The organism is Spongiibacter nanhainus, assembly GCF_016132545.1.
GTDB lineage: Bacteria > Pseudomonadota > Gammaproteobacteria > Pseudomonadales > Spongiibacteraceae > Spongiibacter > Spongiibacter nanhainus.
On sequence record NZ_CP066167.1, the window covers coordinates 3,750,402 to 3,767,382 of the forward strand.

Here is a 16,981-nt window from a genome sequence, read left to right on the forward strand (position 1 = left end):
ACAACCCCCAAATTTATGCTTCTACAAAAACGTGTCTGAGCGCATCGCTCGGCTTAGCGTCCGCCTGCTCCCGGGCATAACGCTCAACAGCGTCCACTTGCTCTTTGCAGGTTGCCAGTATCGATTCCAGATAATCCGCGGAGAACGTTCCCTCATCGACCAAGCGACGCGCCATAACGTTGATGGGATCGATATCCTCCCGGTCTCGTTTCTGGTCCTCCGGAACATAGGCCTCGCCATCGCCAACAAAGTGCCCCTCCAGCCGATATGTCTCAATCTCCAGAATTGTCGGGCCCAAGCCTTTGCGTGCTCGCTCAACGGCACGGCCGGCGGCCTCGAATACCGCCCAGACATCATTCCCGCTGACATATTCGCCATAGCATCCGTATGCAATGGCCCGATCCGAATTTTTGGATACCGACGTAGACTTGTCCTTGGCGACCGATACCCCCCAGCGATTGTCTTCAATCACGCAAATTAACGGCAATTTCCACAGTGCCGCCAAGTTCATCGCCTCATGAAAAACACCCTGGTTTGCGCCGCCCTCGCCGATACAGCCCACTGCAACGTCGCTGGTGCCCTTCATCTTTGACGCCAGAGCGTGGCCACCCGCAATACCCAGTGCCTGGCCAACAATGCCCGTAGAGGTAAACCGAACCTTCGGATCGGAGAGGTGCATATGACCTCCGCGCCCTCCCCCCAGCCCGGATTCCTTGCCAAGGATTTCCGCTGTCATCGCCGCCAAATCCACATTTTTGGCAATGGCCTGATGATGGGAGCGGTGGGAGGCCACCATCCAATCGGCCGCGGATAAATGCACCGCCACGCCAACGGCGCAGGGTTCCTGCCCGGATGAAATATGCATTTCGCCTGGCAAAGGCCCGGCCGACATATCAAAGACTGGAACCTTGCCCTCTAAGTAAACGCGCTTCATCATTTCCTCGTATTCGCGCGCCAACACCATCTTGCTATACATCCACTCGAGCTGATCTTTACTTGGACTTTCCATACCCCTATTTACCCCGCATATATCGATCGTATTCTTCGTAAAAGGCCTGCATACGCATCTCCTGATGGGAAAGCCGCTGCCCCTTGAAGCCCCTGGACTTCATTCCTTTTTGAACGCGCGGGACAAACTCAGCATCCTGATCCAGAACCTGACTTAAACTCGCCTCACCGTGTTTAAGCTTGATCCGCGGGGGCCGGGGAACCTCGCCGGATAAATCGATGTCCGGCGCACCCATATACCTGGGCATCCGATAGTTGGGATCGTCAACCCGGTGAGCCAGCACGGATACGTGGTAGTAACATTTTTCAGGATCACTTTCGTTGGGGAAGAAGCGCATCACCAAAACCCCTTCGGCGTGGGCGTTGAAGGTCATATTGGGGAACACAAAATAGTTCCAGTCATCGGTGAGCTGACTATCGGAGTATCCCGAAAAATCAAGGCCCACTTCCTTTGCCCACTCCCGCTTTCGCTGTTGAAGTGCGGGGCGAATCAGCCCAGCCTTACCCTCATAGGATTCTGGTGACAATCCCACTTCGCTAAGCATGGCCCGCAACTCATCGTTCAATGCATGCTGATCTTTTAGGCGTTTGCTTTTTACCGGCACAGGCAAAATCATTCTGGAGTGGCCGTTATCAAAAAAATCATGCTGTAAGTGATAGTCTTCGATCCAGCCCAGCCCTTCAGGGTGTCGACGATGAATATGGTAGCCTTCCATAAACGCATCCAAGGCCGTCTTCCAGTTCACATTCCACTCGACACACACATCACTGATCAGCACCATATCTTCCATGCGATAAGCAGAGAGTTGTTCAGGGAGAGGAGTAAGGTAGGAATGCAACGGCGGAGGATTAGGATCCAGCGAAATAAAGATAAATCCTGACCACATATCCAGCGCAACAGGCTGCAAACCCGGCCTGTCGCAAATCATCTCGCTGGCGAAGGTCTCCTCATCGGCGATGCGGTGGAGCTCGCCAGTATTCATCCAGGTCCAGCTGTGAAAACCGCAGACAAATTTGCTGGCATTGCCTGCATCATCCACCACCAGTTGAGCACCTCGGTGCTGGCACACATTGTAAAATGCCCGGATCACACCATCGGTACTTTTGACGACTATGATGCTCTCGTAGCCGATATCAAATTTAAACCAGTCGCCCACGTCCTGGACATCGGACTCCCGGCCAGCGCACAGCCAGGTTTTGGCAAAGATCTTTTCGTCTTCCTGGGTGGCTATGTCTTTCGACCAGTATTTATCCATCCCGACAAGCATTTTTGGTACTGGCGCGGCCCGCTCACCTTTTTTGGTTGGGTCAACGGCCTGGGCGTCTGTGTCAATAATCGTCGCCGGGCCCTTGGCCAAATAGCTTTTCGACATACCTAACTCCTAGAACTCAATATCGATTCGTCCGACGATTTGACGAGGTGGCGCATAGGTCCCACTCACGCCAAAGTCGTGAAGCAGCGCATTTTTTAAGTATTCAGTACTGGTGAGGTTTGAACCGATAAGCGACAGTTTGATATTGGAGGGAATCAGCTCGTAGGAAATATGGCCGCCTAAAACCGTGAATGGCTCCTGCTCAAAGGTATTCTGCGCATCAAAATACCAACCACTGGCGTGATAGATAGAGACACCAGCTTCTAATCGATCATCGCCAAAATAAAAGTGAGTGGTCACATCACCTGAGACAGTCAAAGAGGGCGCTCGATTTAGTTCATTGCCGGAGAAATCGCCTGTAAACGCCAAGCCGGTAGTTTGGTCGTAGCCGGTACCCACATACTCTTTGTACTCGGACTCCATCCAGCTGGCGCCGAGATTAAATCGCAGCTGTTCAATAGGCGCGAAGGCCAACTGCGCTTCTGCGCCATATACTTGTGCATTGCCCGCATTCTCCAGCCTGGCGGTACCGGAATTCACCAGCGACACGATTTGTACTTGCAGGTCATCGTAGTTATAGAAAAAGCCAGCGAAGTTAAACCGCAGACTTCGGTCGAAGAACTCGCCCTTAAGGCCTATTTCATAGGCTTTAATAAACTCAGGCTCAACGGGAGTGACAGGCTCCAGGATAAGAACCGGATTGTAGTTACCCGACTTAAAGCCCTCGGAGTACTTGAAGTAATACAGCGTATCCCGGGGCCGCCACTCCACCGACGCCATAGGCGTCCAGGCATCCCAGGTCTTGTCCTGAGGGGGCGATGACAGAAGGGTCGGAGATACAGACTCCAGGCTCAGCAGCCTGACCTCAGTTCGGGATTCAGTGACAAAACGGGTCTCGCTGGAATAGCGAAGTCCGGCGCTAAGCGAAAAGGTATCCGTTAGCTGCCAGGATAAGTTGGTAAAAACAGCGGAGGCTTCGGTCTCGATAATGCCAAAGGTTCGCAAGGTTGCCGCATCAGGAAAGCCATCACCGATTATTCCGCCCAGTAATTCGCCAATCGCGGTACCGTCAATGAGATCAACCAGGGTCGCATCGAAGACGGCGGTCGGTCCCAAGGATATTTCCAGAGGATCAAAGCCACCCTCCGACTCAAGATAGAACGCACCAACCAGGTAGTGAAGGCTGTCGTTCCACAGATCGCCGCTGAGCTGCAACTCTTGCGACCAAGTATAGGTAAACGCTTTTGGAACCGGCACTTCTTCAAGGTCAGCTTCGGTATAATCCAGCTCGATAAACCCTGAATTATCGGTGTCTAGCATTGCTGTTATCGACTTGAACTCAAATGAGTCCGCGATGTAGTTGAGTTTCAGGTCCACCCCTGTGGTGCGAAATTCATTGAAGTACGGCCCGCGGTCAGCATTGGTCTTGTAAGGTTTATTGGAGGTTTCCACCCGGCCGCCTGCCGCCTCCGTCAGCAACGACGTCCTGAAACTATTCCCTACTGTGGTATCGGCACCGTAATGTTCTGTCAGATAGCCCGTCAGCTGTGCCGATAACTTGTCGCTAATATCAAGCAAAATCTTAACGCGGCCACCGTAATCTTCATTATCGACAACAGGTGGAGCGGCTGGGTTAATCGATGTGTAGTACGATTCGCTTTCGTCGTAATAGGCGGATACTGAGGCACTTAACGCATCACCGAGGGGACCGGATACGTACATGTCCACTCCCCGTCGCTCATAACTTCCGCCCAGCAAAGCCATCGAGGCCTCAAATTCTTGTGCCGGCTTTTTGGTGGTGATATTTATCGCACCACCAGTAGTATTGCGGCCAAATAACGTGCCTTGCGGACCCTTTAGCACCTCGACACGCTGGACATCGGCAAAGTGTTGGATAGACGAGTTGGCATTGGGGTTGTACACGCCATCAAGAAATGTGGCTATCGAACCTTCAGAGGTGGGGATCGTGCCATCCGAACCGATGCCCCTGATATAAATATGCGCATAGCCACCCTGGCTGTTGTATACCATGCCCGGCGTTTTTAGCTGCAAACCGTGACTTTCGGATATATTGGCACTGACCAGATCGTCACCCGAGAAGACAGATACCGTTACCGGCACATCCTGCAGGCTCTGCTCTCTCCTCTGCACCGTTACAATGACTTCTTCTATGTACCCTTTGTTTCTTTTTACGCTTTGGGTACTGGCAACATCATCCTGTTTTTCATCACTTGTGACCGCTGGCGACTGCGCCACCACAAAGCCGTGGTAGAACAGCATCAATATCGGTATCAGGCATAGTCTCTTAAACATTATCGCACCCATTTTCTTATTTCAGTTTTAGCGATTTTTCCTGCCGCGGTCTTTGGCAACGGTTCGCTGGCAATAACAACTTTTTTAGGGCATTTATAATTGGCGATCTTGGTGGCACAGAACTCTTTTATTGTAGGCTCATCAATAGTACAGCCAGCCTCGGGGTAAATAACCGCACAAACGCTTTCGCCCCATCGACTATCCGGCACACCGACAACTGCACACTCTTGAACGCCGGGATATTGATATACCGCCTGCTCAACCTCGGTGGAATAGACATTTTCACCACCAGAGATGATCATATCTTTAATTCGGTCCACCAAGTAAAGATATCCATGCTCGTCGCAGTAACCGGCATCTCCGGTATGCATATAGCCATGGCGTATCGCCGCTGCGGTGGCATCAGGGTTGTTCCAGTAACCCTGCATCACCGACGGACCAGCGACGGTCACCTCTCCCACCTCACCGCGGGGAACTTCATCCCCTTGATCATCCACGATCCGTAAGTCGGCCAGCTGGATGGGAACTCCCGCCGACCTCAGCCTCGATGGGAAGGCGCAGGCTTCTTGATGATCCTCCGGCGGGAGCACCGTGGCTACGGGAGACAATTCCGTCATACCATAAAATTGCGTAAATTCGACCCCAGGCAAGCGATCCATGGCCAAGCGGAGCAGAGATTCCGGCATAGGCGACGACCCATAGACGATACGACGCAGACTACTCAAGTCATAGCTGGAGAACGACGGATCATAAAGCAGCATCTCGATCATGGTGGGCACTAACAGAATGTGAGTCACACTATGCTGCTGTATTGCCTGTGCCACCACAGAGGGTACAAATGCCGGCAAGATAACCGAACTCGCCCCCGCCAGAAGGGTGGCGTAAATGATGCCACCCGCCGCCATATGAAAAAATGGCGCCACGTGCAGAACCACCGCTGAATGATCCAGGCCGGAGTGAGCCTGCACCTGAAGGCCTGTGGTCAACAAGCCCACCGAATTCAGCATGACCCCCTTGGACCGCCCAGTGGTACCCCCTGTATAGAACAGAGCCACTGTTTCGTCGTCACTGCGTCCGGAATCACTCAATGGCGACAGGCCCGACATAGCCGACAGGCAGCTTTCATGCTCGATATTCACCACTTGCCGAATGACCTCTGACCTAGCCAGCAGAGCCTGACCTGTAGCGTCGAAATGCTGGTCCACAAGCAATATTATGGCGCCGCTATCATCCAGCGCGGTGAGCATTTCTTCTTCTGACCAGCGAGTGTTGATAGACACCATAATCACATCGGCCCAGGGGGCGGCCATGTAAAACTGAAAGAACGACTCGCTGTTTTGCGACAGGATCGCGACCCGATCACCTTTACTCACCCCGAAGTCCCGCAAAAATTGCGCAAACTTCGCCACCCCCGCTTCCAATTCCTTCCAGGTCAGCGCGCCCTCTTCCCGCAACAAGGCCGGGGATGAAGGCCAGAGCTTTGCCGCGCGGCGCAGTGGTTGGGTGATTGCAAACATTCGAATCTGTTCCTTTGCACAGTTAAACCATGGAACGAGATTATGGCCAACCCACCTGGCTGCGACCATGCACGGGAGTGACTGGCGGCTTGTCGATTTGTGACGGCACGTAGTGACGGCGCACCCGAATCCGCCCCATCTATATCAAAATATTTTGATATAGATAAAAATCTTGCTACACTGCCGGGCAATGAGTGAACTGCCGAATACCGTCAGCGCAATTGCGCCCCTGGAAGATACCCTGCTGCAACTGTGCAAAGCGGGCGGGGATGCACTTCGCCTGCAGGTATTGCGGGTGCTAAGCCGGGACGCCTATACCGTCCAGGAGCTGTGCCACATCCTCGACAGTCGGCAGTCGGGGCTGAGTCACCATTTGAAGATATTGCTCAGCGCGGGGCTGGTCACCAAGCGCCGGGAAGGCAACAGCCTGTTTTATCGGCGCACCTACCGGGCGAGTCATCCACAGCTTTTTGCACTGCAACAGCAGTTATTGAGCAGCGTCGATCAGCTGGAGCTGAGCCCGGGTTTGGAGGCACGGCTGGACCAGGTAATCGACGAGCGTTCAGCTCGCTCCCAGGCCTTTTTTGCCCAATACGCCGGGCAATTTCAGGCCCAGCAGGAGCAGATGGTGGCCTTTGAGGTATACGGCCAAAGTACCGCGGAGCTGCTGGCTAACAGTCAGCCCCAGGGCGGCGATCTGGCGGTGGAAGTGGGGCCCGGCGATGGCGCTTTTCTGCCAGAGTTGGCCAGGCGCTATCAGCGCGTTGTCGCCATCGACAACAGCGCCGCGATGCTGGACAAGGCCAAAGAGACGGTCAGTCAGCAGGGACTGGACAATGTGCACTGCCAACTGGACAGCACTGACATTGCCCCGGCCAGCGCCGACTGTGTCGTGGCCAATATGGTTTTGCACCATGTTCCCTCGCCGGTGGATATTTTTCGGGAAGTGGCAACTTGGCTGAAACCCGGCGGGTTGTTGTGCGTGACGGAATTGTGCCGCCACGACCAAAACTGGGCCCGAGAGGCCTGCGGCGACTTGTGGCTGGGTTTTGAGCCCGACGACCTGAGCGAGTGGGCGGCGGCGAGTGGCTTTAGCGATGGCCCCGGGGTCTACTTAGCCCAGCTCAATGGCTTTCGAGTACAAGTTCGACAATTTATTAATACAGCGGCCTAAGGGCCTTTTATTTAAGAGGACGACAGAATGTCTGACTACAGTTTATTTACTTCGGAGTCGGTGTCCGAGGGCCACCCCGACAAAATGGCCGACCAGATTTCCGATGCCGTGTTGGACGCCATCATTGCCCGGGACAAATACGCCCGGGTGGCGGTGGAGTCATTGGTTAAGACCGGGATGGCCATCGTCGCCGGCGAGCTGACCACCTCCTGTTATGTCGATCTGGAAGACATCATCCGCGACGTGATCACCGGCATTGGCTACGATAGCTCTGACGTCGGCTTCGACGGGGCCAGTTGTGCGGTATTGAACGCGATTGGCAAACAGTCGGTGGATATTAATCAAGGCGTCGATCGGGCCAAGCCCGAGGACCAAGGCGCCGGCGACCAGGGCCTGATGTTTGGCTACGCCACCAACGAAACCGAATCGCTGATGCCCGCGCCGCTGTTCTACTCCCACCGCTTGGTGGAGCGCCAAGCCAAACTGCGCAAAGAGGGCGTACTGCCCTGGCTGCGACCGGACGCCAAAAGCCAGGTGACCCTGCGTTACGACGGCGGCAAACCGGTCGCCATTGATGCGGTGGTCCTGTCCACTCAGCACGACCCCGATATCAGTCAAAGTAACCTGCAGGAAGCGGTACTGGAAGAAATCATCCGCCCGGTACTGCCCGCCGAGTGGCTCCATGCTGACACCCGCTTCCATATCAACCCCACCGGCAAGTTTGTGATCGGTGGACCGGTCGGCGACTGCGGCCTGACCGGGCGTAAGATCATCGTTGACACCTATGGCGGCATGGCCCGTCACGGCGGTGGCGCTTTCTCCGGCAAGGACCCCTCCAAGGTGGATCGCAGCGCCGCTTATGCAGGCCGTTACGTCGCTAAAAACATTGTCGCCGCTGGGCTTGCCGACCGCTGTGAAATCCAGGTGAGCTACGCCATTGGCGTGGCAGAGCCCACCTCGGTCTCCATCAATACCTTTGGTACCGGCAAAGTCAGCGAGGAAAAACTGGCCGCCGCCGTGCGTGAAGTCTTCGACTTGCGCCCCTACGGCATCACCAAAATGCTCGACCTGCTGCACCCGGTTTACCAGCCCACAGCAGCCTACGGTCACTTCGGGCGCGAGCCTTACGAATATACCTATAACTTCACCGAAAACGGTGAACAACGCAGCGAAACAGCGATTGCCTTTAGCTGGGAAAAGACCGACAAGGCCGAAGCACTGAAAGCCGCCGTATAAACGAACACATTTAATTTGAGGTCACGACTTATGAGTACTGTAAGCGCAATAGACACTACCTTCACCGACTACAAAGTTGCCGATATCAGCCTGGCCGACTGGGGCCGCCGCGAGATCGACATCGCCGAAACTGAAATGCCGGCACTGATGGCCCTGCGGGAAAAATACAAAGCCGATCAGCCTCTCAAGGGCGCCAAGATCATGGGCTGTATTCACATGACCATCCAGACCGCGGTATTGATTGAAACTCTGATCGAGCTGGGCGCCGAAGTGCGCTGGTCATCCTGTAATATTTTCTCCACCCAGGACCACGCCGCCGCTGCCATCGCCGCCGCCGGTATTCCTGTGTTTGCCTGGAAAGGTGAGACCGAGGAAGAGTTCTGGTGGTGCATCGAGCAAACCGTACTGCAAGACGGAAAAGAGTGGGACGCCAATATGATTCTGGACGATGGTGGCGACCTGACTCTGCTGATGCACGACAAGTACCCCCATATGCTGGACAACATTCACGGCATTTCCGAAGAGACCACCACCGGCGTTCACCGCCTGCTGGAAATGATGGAAGCAGGCACACTGAAAGTGCCCGCCATCAACGTCAACGATGCGGTGACCAAGTCCAAGAACGATAACAAGTACGGCTGCCGCCACAGCCTGAACGACGCCATCAAGCGCGGCACAGACCACCTGTTATCCGGCAAGAAAGCGCTGGTCATCGGCTACGGCGATGTGGGTAAAGGCTCTGCGGCCAGCCTGCGTCAGGAAGGTATGATCGTAAAGATCACTGAGATTGACCCCATCTGTGCCATGCAGGCCTGTATGGATGGTTTTGAGGTTGTATCGCCTTACAAAGACGGTATCAATGACGGTTCTGAAGCCTCAATCGACAAAGCGCTGTTACAGAACACCGACCTGGTGGTCACCACCACCGGCAACGTGGATGTCTGTGACGCCAATATGCTGAAGAACCTGAAAAACGGCTGTGTGGTCTGCAACATCGGTCACTTCGACAGCGAAATCGACACGGCCTATATGCGTAAAAACTGGGAGTGGCAGGAAGTGAAGCCCCAGGTCCACAAAGTGGTACGCGATGCGGCCAGCAACGATCACTTGATCCTTCTCTCTGAGGGTCGCCTGGTAAACCTGGGCAATGCCACAGGTCACCCCTCGCGCATTATGGATGGCTCCTTCGCCAACCAGGTACTGGCACAAATCTACCTGTGGGAGCGTAAGTTTGCCGATCTTCCCGAGGCGGAAAAGGCTTCCAACCTCTACGTTAAAGTCCTGCCTAAAAAGCTGGACGAGGAAGTGGCCGCGGAGATGGTGCGGGGCTTTGGCGGCGTCATTACCCGGATGACCGACGAGCAGGCCAAGTACATCAATGTGCCGGTGGAAGGCCCCTACAAGCCCGAAGCCTACAAATACTAATCAGGCACAGGCAGAACGGACCCGGCGCTGGCGCCGGGTCCAAACAATCGATGCGATACTTCAACGAGGTGCGACGCGTCCTCGGCAAGCGGGTATCACTCGGCTATAGAACAAGTAAACACGCTCAAGGCCTAAGATGGACAAGCGATTTAGTTTTGAATTTTTTCCCCCAAAAACCGATGTCGGTCGCGACAAGCTGATCAACACCCGGGACCAACTGGCCGCGCTGGAGCCCGAGTTCTTCTCCGTGACCTACGGCGCCGGCGGTTCCACCCGGGACAACACCCGCAATATTGTGATGGACACCAAAAAGGCAGGGCTGTCAGTGGCGCCCCACTTGTCCTTTGGCAGTGACAATGAAGCCGCCATGCTGTCCCTGATCGAAGATTACCGCGATGCGGGCATCGATCGGATTGTCGCGCTGCGGGGAGATATGCCTTCCGGGATGGGCGCCACGCGATTGGTTTATGCCCGGGAATTGGTGGAGTTTATCCGCAAGCACACCGGCGATCATTTTCACTTGGAGGTCGCGGCGTATCCGGAGATCCACCCCGACGCCCCCAGTTACGATCAGGACATCACCTACCTGAAAGAAAAGCTCGACGCCGGCGCCAACAGCGCCATTACCCAGTATTTTTACAGCGCCGACGCTTACTTTTACTTCCTCGACGCCTGCGAAAAGGCCGGTATAGACAAGCCGATTTACCCCGGCATTATGCCCATCACTAACTACGATAATCTGGCGCGCTTCTCGCGCAATTGCGGCGCAGAGATTCCCCGCTGGCTGGCTCACAAGCTGGAAGGTTATGGCAAGGACATGGACAGCGTAGTGGCATTTGGCAAAGAGATGGTCACCGAGCTCTGTCACATCCTGCTGGAGGGCGGCGCACCCGGCATCCACTTCTACACCATGAACCAAGTGGAACCCGTTGCCGGCATCCTTAAAGCCCTGAAGTCAGACTAAGGTTAGCAACCCAGCCCGGCTGTTTACCAGCCGGACTCTTGAGCGAGACGTTTTTCGACGCGATCCTCGCCCAGGCGGTCCGCATCCAGGCAGTGATGGCGCCACAGGCGAATACGGCGGGTTGGCGGCTCGTCAGCGGCCCCGGGGGCCGGGGTCGGTTTACGGAACAGATAGATGTTAAAGGCTTCCAGCCGCTGTTCCCCACGGCGGCTTTCGTTCCAGGTTCGACACACCCAGCTGCCGTATTCGCCGCGATAGCGGCTGTTGCTGCGGTAGCCAATGCGGGTTAGATACTTCCGCCAGCGGTAATCCAACAGAAAGGCCGGCCGGGGATAGTAATCATCAGGCTGCCCCCAGTCAGGCATGCCATCCTTTTGCCTCAGCACATCCACCATGTCACCCCCCACAGTGATGCCGGGGATAAAATACCAGTCGTCAGAGCGGTCGGGATACGGCGCAAACATATTCCACTTCTGATCCAGGCGCAGCACATTTTTAACGGTTCTCAAGGTCTCAGGGTAGCTCACACGGGACGAGGGCAGGCCGGTATGCACGCCGTGAATATAATCCCACTGGGGAATGGTGCTGATATTCCACCACAGAATTCCTCCGGCAAAGAGTGCCGCGACGCCCTGCAGCACCCAACCCTGCCGCGGGTAGCGCTCCCGCCAGGGCAGGGCCAGAGCGGTCACCCGACCAAACTGGCGACGGTGGTTGCCAATCCAGTGGTAGAGGCGATCCCCCGCGCCACCCAGTAATGACAGGGGGCGAGCTAACCACGCCGCTCGCGGTGAATGTTGCAACAGCACCACAATCGCTTGCCAGCGCAAGTAACGACTGCCATCGGCGGTTTCCAGTACCCAGCTGAACTCCCGCTCCAGCAGCGGCCCTACCTCAGGGTGATCCTGAGCTGGCTGAATACTGGTGACCGACTTCAGCCCCAGCAGATAGGCGAGCCAATAGCAGGTTTTGACACAGAAGCCGCAGTCCCGGTCGTAATACATCACCAGCGACGAACTGACCGGTCGCCGCGGCGCAAACACTCGATCCAGTGCTGCCGTGGGCAGCAGCGCCAACAGCGAGACGATGGAGATAAAGGGAAACAGGCCAACACTGAGGTTAAAAAGAAAACCAATCTCCAGGGTGACAAAACAGAAGAACACCAACAGCCGCGCCTGGGTAAAAAACAGCGGGCTAAAAGCCAACAGTGGCCCGACCAGCTCCAGCCACCACACATAGTGAGTCAGTGGCTTGTTGAGCCACAGCCAATCGTTCCAGAAACTGGCCAGGCCGATAGTGAACTGCTTGTTGCTGAGGGCGTAATAGATCCCGGTGCCCTCACTACCCCAGGCAGCACCGTTCTTAAGGAACGCGGAGAAAAAATACACCGACATAATCTGCAGCAACAACGCCACCCCACCGGCACTAAACAGGCGGTTCTGGTATCGGGGCTCACGAGTCATTGCCGCATCGAAAGAGAAGCGCTCCCCCCAGGGCAGGAACAGCCCCCAAAACAACAACATCAGCAGCAGATTATCGCCACCCTGTAACAACAGCGGCGCCCGGTTGTGCAGAGACGCCAGCAGAATAAAACTCATCAGCGTTGCCAGGCGAGTGCGCATACCGCACAGCAGGCAGATGGCAAAAAAGCCGGCACATAAAAATAGCAGCAGGGACCACAGCCAGTGACCACTAATCCAATACAGGGACCAACGTTCCGAGCCCAAGTAGGCCATGGAGACATCCCGGGGCCATACTCCCGAGTCACTGAGGAAGACGGCCAGGTCCGGTGCGCGAATCAGCAAGTCGGCGAGTATCAGGGCACCGATACCCATCCGCATCAACGCAATGGCACGAAGGTCCACCACAAAGGGGTTGCGCAAGCTCAGCATCTCACCCCCGCTAATTTGGCATTCGCCATGTCACCTACCCTGTAACGTATTGTTGTTTGTGGTTTTAGTCCCTGGGGGCCGATTAGGCCCTCTTATTATGGTGGCAAATCATCGCATAGGCCGGGCCACTTACCAATGCGCAAACGCGCACAGAGAATGAAGTAGATAATGCATTCGCATGATGTGGCAAAAAGGCGCTTACGACACCATCTGCACTCTATCTGAATAAATAACGAGAATACGATGAAAATTGGTGTTTGCCTGCCCTACATGAAACGGGAACTCCGCCGCCAGCACTTTCTGGACTGGTGCCGTTTTATCGACCAGGGCCCCTTTCACAGTCTGTCCTGCGGTGAGCGCGTCACTGGCTATACCCTGGAGATGCGCAATATCCTGGCCTTTGCCGCCGCGGTTACTGAACGGGTAAGAATTATTCCCTCCCTCTACGTATTGCCGATGCACAGCTCGGTGCAGAGCGCTAAGGAAATCGCCACCCTGGACATTCTCTCCAACGGCCGGGTCACACTGTGCGTTGGTGTCGGCGGCCGGGAGCAGGACTATCGCGCCCTGGGCGCCAGCTTCAAGCGCCGCTTCCAGCGCATGGACGACCAAATTGCCGAGATGAAAACCCTGTGGCGAGGCGAAGCACTGGAAGGGCTTGAAGAAGTGGGCCCCTTACCGATTCAGGAAGGCGGCCCCCCTATCCTTGCCGGCTCCATGGGGCCCAAAAGTATCCGGCGCGTCGCCGAGTGGGCAGACGGCCTTTACGGCTTTGCCATGGACGGCAACCCATCGCTGGTCCGCTACTTTTTTGACGCTGCCGAACAGGCTTGGCGGGACGCCGGTCGCGACACCCGCCCCTATCGCATGAGCGGCTTCTGGTACTGTCTGGCCGAGGGTGCCGAAGCACAACTCCGAGCCTATGTTTACGACTACCTGGAAGTACTCAGCAAAGAGGAAGCCGGCAAAATCGCCGATGGCATGGTGATGCACGACCCCGGCGCCATCCGCGAAGGGATCAGCGCCATTGAGGAGCTGGGCTGCGATGAAATCCAACTGGTCCCTGCCACCGCCGATATGGCGGAATTGGAAAAGCTGGCCACGATCCTGGAGACACGCTGAACCCCTACCCCGGAGATGTATCTAATAATCCGATCATTAAGCCCAGCTAATTGTGCTTTTTAATCGATACAGCTTTTCTATACTGGGCATCAATTGGAACGCCGCCGGGGACGAGGGACGCAATGGCACTGAAAAATACCCAATCTCGCTATGGATGGGTCAGCGTGGCGCTGCACTGGAGCATGGCGCTGGCCATTTTCGGGATGTTCGGCCTTGGCCTGTGGATGGACAGCCTCAGCTACTACGACCCCTGGTACCGTCAGGGGCCCTTTATCCATAAAAGCGTGGGGATGATACTGCTGGCATTGCTGGTATTTCGTTTGCTGTGGCGCCTCACCAATATCCGCCCGGCCGATGCCAGCACCCTCAAAAACTGGGAGCGCACCACCGCTCACGCCACCCACTGGGCCCTGTATGGGCTGATGCTGGCCGCCATGGTGGCAGGTTATCTGATTTCCACCGCCGATGGCCGCGCCATCAGTGTATTTGGCTGGTTTGACATACCCGCCACCTTGCAGGGTATTGAGAACCAAGAGGACATCGCCGGTGAGATCCACGAGATTTTGGCCTGGGCCATTATCGCCCTAGTTGCGGTACACGGCCTGGCGGCACTGAAGCACCATTTTATCGATCGGGACGACACCCTGCGCAAGATGCTGGGTAAGTCCGGCGATCCGCAACAGTAAGTCATCACTTACCCCAGAAAGGAAGGTAGAACACTATGATTAAACAGTTACTGAGCCGCTCACTGCTGTCACTGAGCCTGATCGGAAGCCTGATGTTGGGCCTCGCCGCACCACTTCACGCCGCCGATTACACCATTGATACCAAGGGCGCCCACGCCTTCATTCAATTCAGAATCAAGCACTTGGGCTACAGCTGGCTGTACGGCCGTTTCAACGATTTTGAAGGCGACTTCTCCTACGACCCCGACAAGCCTGAAGCCTCGTCAGTGAAGGTGAAAATCGATGTAGCCAGTATCGACAGCAACCACGCCGAGCGAGACAAGCACTTGCGCGGTGACGATTTTTTAGATGTGGAAAAATACCCCACCGCCACTTTCGTTAGCACCAGCTTCACACCGACTGGCGAGGATACGGCCGAACTGAAAGGGGAACTGACCCTGCGGGGCGTCACCAAGCCCATCACCATTGCCGTTACCGAAATCGGCGCCGGCAAAGACCCCTGGGGCGGTTACCGGCAGGGCTTTACCGGTAAAACCGAATTTGCGCTGAAGGATTTTGGGATTGACTACGACCTGGGGCCCGCATCCCGCACCGTAGAACTGATACTAGATGTGGAAGGCATTGCCAAAACCATGATGTAAAAATTGTTGAACTTTTTCCCACCCACTAAGTCTCAATTATCGACTTATCTCATTACCCTCATTAGGGGCCCATTTGCGGCCCCCTTTTTTTGTCTAGACTTTTTGCCTTAGCTGTTGGGCCCGCCTAGTTGCTGAGCGCACCGCGGGGCGCACAACAATAAGGCACCAGCGCCGATTAAGCCCGGCTTTAGCCTGCACCAAAAACAAACAAAACACAGGCGGCAACTTCAAACCTCGAGCAAACCCCACCTACTCATTGTAATTGCTGGATTTTTTATCGCACTCTCGGAACACCAATTCAGTGCGAACAGATTTATTTTGGTGCAAACACCATACGTACTTTCCTCTAATCGGCTTGTCATTTTGAGAACTACGTCACTCTTTTGGCCTTAAATCACGCCGTTTTAACCAGGGTTGGTCATTTCGGCCAAGCCTTTGCAATTGCCCCTTCAAGCTTCACTGGCGCTACCGACCACAGCCCGGTAGCACACCAGTAGCTTTTAACCGCTAATCCAAACCTAAAGGAAGTACAAATGAAGAAGTATCTCGCGAGTTTGACCCTGGCCACTGCGGCGGCCAGTCCGGCCTATGCCGCCGAGCCCAGCCCCATCGAGACTCTGACCAGCTACCTGGCCAGCAGTGTCGAAGGCACCGTTGCCTTTTTGGTCAACGACCTGCAAGGCACCGCCGAGTTTCTGGCAGCCGATGTCGAAAGCACCTTGGGTTTCTTGGGATCGAGCATAGAAGGAACCACCGAATTTCTGGCCGGCGACGTGGAGGCGTTTTACGACCTGATCAACGGCAAAGTGACGCCGGAAGAGTATCTGGTTAACAGCCTGAAGGGCACAGGGGAGTTCCTGAGCGCCGACCTGGAAGCCACTGCCGATTTCCTCTCCGCGTCTCTGGTTGGCACCGTCACCTTTATCAATGAAGGCTTGACCGCGACAGGCGCCTTTATCGCCGCCGATATCGAAGGGCTAAACACGGTGCTGCCTTCCCTGCCCGGCCTCGAAGAACTCGATCTCGCCGCGCTGGCTCTCTAAGCCTTATTATCCCGCTATTTTAACTGCTTCTTGCAATTGCACGGCCTGCAAACAATAACAAACAGGCCCATCAACTTCCGAACAACCAGCCCTACCGAAACTCCGAATTTACCGTCCGCCCATTGCCCTCACCACTGAGGTAATCATTGCTGGCTACCCAACCCTCCTCGGTGTAAAAACCCCAGCGCCGACACTTTGGTCCGGTCACAAATACCGTTACGCAGTCCGGCGTTTCCAGCACCAGGCGGTGCGGCGCTCGCCCCATGCGCGCAGTGAGGTGACCGGCGGTCAGCGGCCGGCTGCGGCGGGTGAGAAATTCCTTCATTTGTCCCCGCAGCACTATCGAGCAATTAAACAACCAAGGATGGTCGTGCAGATGGGTATCGGGGTCGCTACCCTCAACGTGGTGCAAATAGATATTAAACAGCGGATTCTTGGGAATGATATGCCAGCGGGTCAGGTATTGTTCACCGATCACCTTGTTGGGAGTGCGGGACATGATACGGTCGGCTCTGGCTTTGAGGCGGTCGAGCAGTGGTACGGGTAGCTTCATCGAGAACTCCTGGAAAGAAGCGGAAAATACCAGA

The 16,981-nt window shown here is 55.4% G+C and carries 14 protein-coding genes; 8 read left to right on the forward strand and 6 right to left on the reverse strand.

The window, feature by feature from the left end; genetic code table 11:
• Positions 1 to 13 precede the first annotated feature (13 nt).
• The 4 genes from I6N98_RS17025 to I6N98_RS17040 are packed head-to-tail and all read right to left on the reverse strand — an operon-like array spanning position 14 to position 6,211.
• The gene (locus tag I6N98_RS17025; protein ID WP_198569519.1) at positions 14 to 1,009 is read right to left on the reverse strand and encodes a thiamine pyrophosphate-dependent dehydrogenase E1 component subunit alpha; all 996 of its coding nucleotides are present in this window, start codon (positions 1,007 to 1,009) and stop codon (positions 14 to 16) included.
• Positions 1,010 to 1,013: 4 nt separating this feature from the next.
• Positions 1,014 to 2,381: an aromatic ring-hydroxylating oxygenase subunit alpha gene (locus I6N98_RS17030; RefSeq protein ID WP_198569520.1), complete on the reverse strand. Its 1,368-nt coding sequence runs from the start codon at positions 2,379 to 2,381 to the stop codon at positions 1,014 to 1,016.
• Positions 2,382 to 2,390: 9 nt separating this feature from the next.
• A complete protein-coding gene (locus I6N98_RS17035; RefSeq protein WP_198569521.1) occupies positions 2,391 to 4,694 on the reverse strand; it encodes a TonB-dependent receptor in 2,304 nt (767 codons plus the stop codon).
• Positions 4,694 to 6,211 (reverse strand): class I adenylate-forming enzyme family protein, encoded by a 1,518-nt coding sequence (locus tag I6N98_RS17040; RefSeq protein WP_198569522.1) that lies wholly within the window; start codon positions 6,209 to 6,211, stop codon positions 4,694 to 4,696. Before I6N98_RS17040 ends, I6N98_RS17035 begins: the two co-directional genes overlap by 1 nt.
• 190 nt (positions 6,212 to 6,401) lie before the next feature.
• On the opposite strand from I6N98_RS17040, the gene I6N98_RS17045 reads away from it, so the two are divergent.
• From I6N98_RS17045 to metF, 4 genes are all read left to right on the forward strand, one after another.
• Complete coding sequence (locus I6N98_RS17045) at positions 6,402 to 7,385, forward strand: ArsR/SmtB family transcription factor (protein ID WP_198569523.1); 984 nt, start codon at positions 6,402 to 6,404, stop codon at positions 7,383 to 7,385.
• Between the two features lie 27 nt (positions 7,386 to 7,412).
• Complete coding sequence (gene metK, locus I6N98_RS17050) at positions 7,413 to 8,621, forward strand: methionine adenosyltransferase (protein WP_198569524.1); 1,209 nt, start codon at positions 7,413 to 7,415, stop codon at positions 8,619 to 8,621.
• A gap of 30 nt (positions 8,622 to 8,651) precedes the next feature.
• Positions 8,652 to 10,046, forward strand: a complete 1,395-nt coding sequence (ahcY, locus tag I6N98_RS17055; protein WP_198569525.1) for an adenosylhomocysteinase — start codon at positions 8,652 to 8,654, stop codon at positions 10,044 to 10,046.
• A gap of 136 nt (positions 10,047 to 10,182) precedes the next feature.
• A complete protein-coding gene (gene metF / locus I6N98_RS17060) occupies positions 10,183 to 11,010 on the forward strand; it encodes a methylenetetrahydrofolate reductase [NAD(P)H] (RefSeq protein WP_198569526.1) in 828 nt (275 codons plus the stop codon).
• Positions 11,011 to 11,033: 23 nt separating this feature from the next.
• Here the strand turns inward: metF and I6N98_RS17065 are convergent, their stop codons facing one another.
• Complete coding sequence (locus tag I6N98_RS17065; protein WP_198569527.1) at positions 11,034 to 12,902, reverse strand: DCC1-like thiol-disulfide oxidoreductase family protein; 1,869 nt, start codon at positions 12,900 to 12,902, stop codon at positions 11,034 to 11,036.
• Between the two features lie 243 nt (positions 12,903 to 13,145).
• Here I6N98_RS17065 and I6N98_RS17070 point away from each other — a divergent pair, with 243 nt between their 5' ends.
• From I6N98_RS17070 to I6N98_RS17085, 4 genes are all read left to right on the forward strand, one after another.
• On the forward strand, positions 13,146 to 14,024 hold the full coding sequence (locus I6N98_RS17070) for an LLM class flavin-dependent oxidoreductase (RefSeq protein WP_198569528.1): 879 nt from the start codon (positions 13,146 to 13,148) through the stop codon (positions 14,022 to 14,024).
• Positions 14,025 to 14,146: 122 nt separating this feature from the next.
• A complete protein-coding gene (locus I6N98_RS17075; RefSeq protein WP_198569529.1) occupies positions 14,147 to 14,710 on the forward strand; it encodes a cytochrome b in 564 nt (187 codons plus the stop codon).
• 35 nt (positions 14,711 to 14,745) lie between these two features.
• Positions 14,746 to 15,351, forward strand: coding sequence for a YceI family protein (locus I6N98_RS17080; RefSeq protein ID WP_198569530.1), 606 nt, complete (start codon positions 14,746 to 14,748; stop codon positions 15,349 to 15,351).
• 533 nt (positions 15,352 to 15,884) lie between these two features.
• Positions 15,885 to 16,394 (forward strand): RNA-dependent RNA polymerase family protein, encoded by a 510-nt coding sequence (locus tag I6N98_RS17085; RefSeq protein ID WP_198569531.1) that lies wholly within the window; start codon positions 15,885 to 15,887, stop codon positions 16,392 to 16,394.
• Positions 16,395 to 16,485: 91 nt separating this feature from the next.
• Here the strand turns inward: I6N98_RS17085 and I6N98_RS17090 are convergent, their stop codons facing one another.
• Positions 16,486 to 16,947, reverse strand: coding sequence for a hypothetical protein (locus tag I6N98_RS17090; protein ID WP_198569532.1), 462 nt, complete (start codon positions 16,945 to 16,947; stop codon positions 16,486 to 16,488).
• Positions 16,948 to 16,981: the final 34 nt, after the last annotated feature.

Excerpts from the sequence above, each read along its gene's own strand:
- I6N98_RS17025 (WP_198569519.1), bottom strand. The coding sequence starts at position 1,009 with ATGGAAAGTCCAAGTAAAGATCAGCTCGAGTGGATGTATAGCAAGATG.
- I6N98_RS17030 (WP_198569520.1), bottom strand. The coding sequence starts at position 2,381 with ATGTCGAAAAGCTATTTGGCCAAGGGCCCGGCGACGATTATTGACACA.
- I6N98_RS17035 (WP_198569521.1), bottom strand. The coding sequence starts at position 4,694 with ATGTTTAAGAGACTATGCCTGATACCGATATTGATGCTGTTCTACCAC.
- I6N98_RS17040 (WP_198569522.1), bottom strand. The coding sequence starts at position 6,211 with ATGTTTGCAATCACCCAACCACTGCGCCGCGCGGCAAAGCTCTGGCCT.
- I6N98_RS17045 (WP_198569523.1), top strand. The coding sequence starts at position 6,402 with ATGAGTGAACTGCCGAATACCGTCAGCGCAATTGCGCCCCTGGAAGAT.
- metK (WP_198569524.1), top strand. The coding sequence starts at position 7,413 with ATGTCTGACTACAGTTTATTTACTTCGGAGTCGGTGTCCGAGGGCCAC.
- ahcY (WP_198569525.1), top strand. The coding sequence starts at position 8,652 with ATGAGTACTGTAAGCGCAATAGACACTACCTTCACCGACTACAAAGTT.
- metF (WP_198569526.1), top strand. The coding sequence starts at position 10,183 with ATGGACAAGCGATTTAGTTTTGAATTTTTTCCCCCAAAAACCGATGTC.
- I6N98_RS17065 (WP_198569527.1), bottom strand. The coding sequence starts at position 12,902 with ATGCTGAGCTTGCGCAACCCCTTTGTGGTGGACCTTCGTGCCATTGCG.
- I6N98_RS17070 (WP_198569528.1), top strand. The coding sequence starts at position 13,146 with ATGAAAATTGGTGTTTGCCTGCCCTACATGAAACGGGAACTCCGCCGC.
- I6N98_RS17075 (WP_198569529.1), top strand. The coding sequence starts at position 14,147 with ATGGCACTGAAAAATACCCAATCTCGCTATGGATGGGTCAGCGTGGCG.
- I6N98_RS17080 (WP_198569530.1), top strand. The coding sequence starts at position 14,746 with ATGATTAAACAGTTACTGAGCCGCTCACTGCTGTCACTGAGCCTGATC.
- I6N98_RS17085 (WP_198569531.1), top strand. The coding sequence starts at position 15,885 with ATGAAGAAGTATCTCGCGAGTTTGACCCTGGCCACTGCGGCGGCCAGT.
- I6N98_RS17090 (WP_198569532.1), bottom strand. The coding sequence starts at position 16,947 with ATGAAGCTACCCGTACCACTGCTCGACCGCCTCAAAGCCAGAGCCGAC.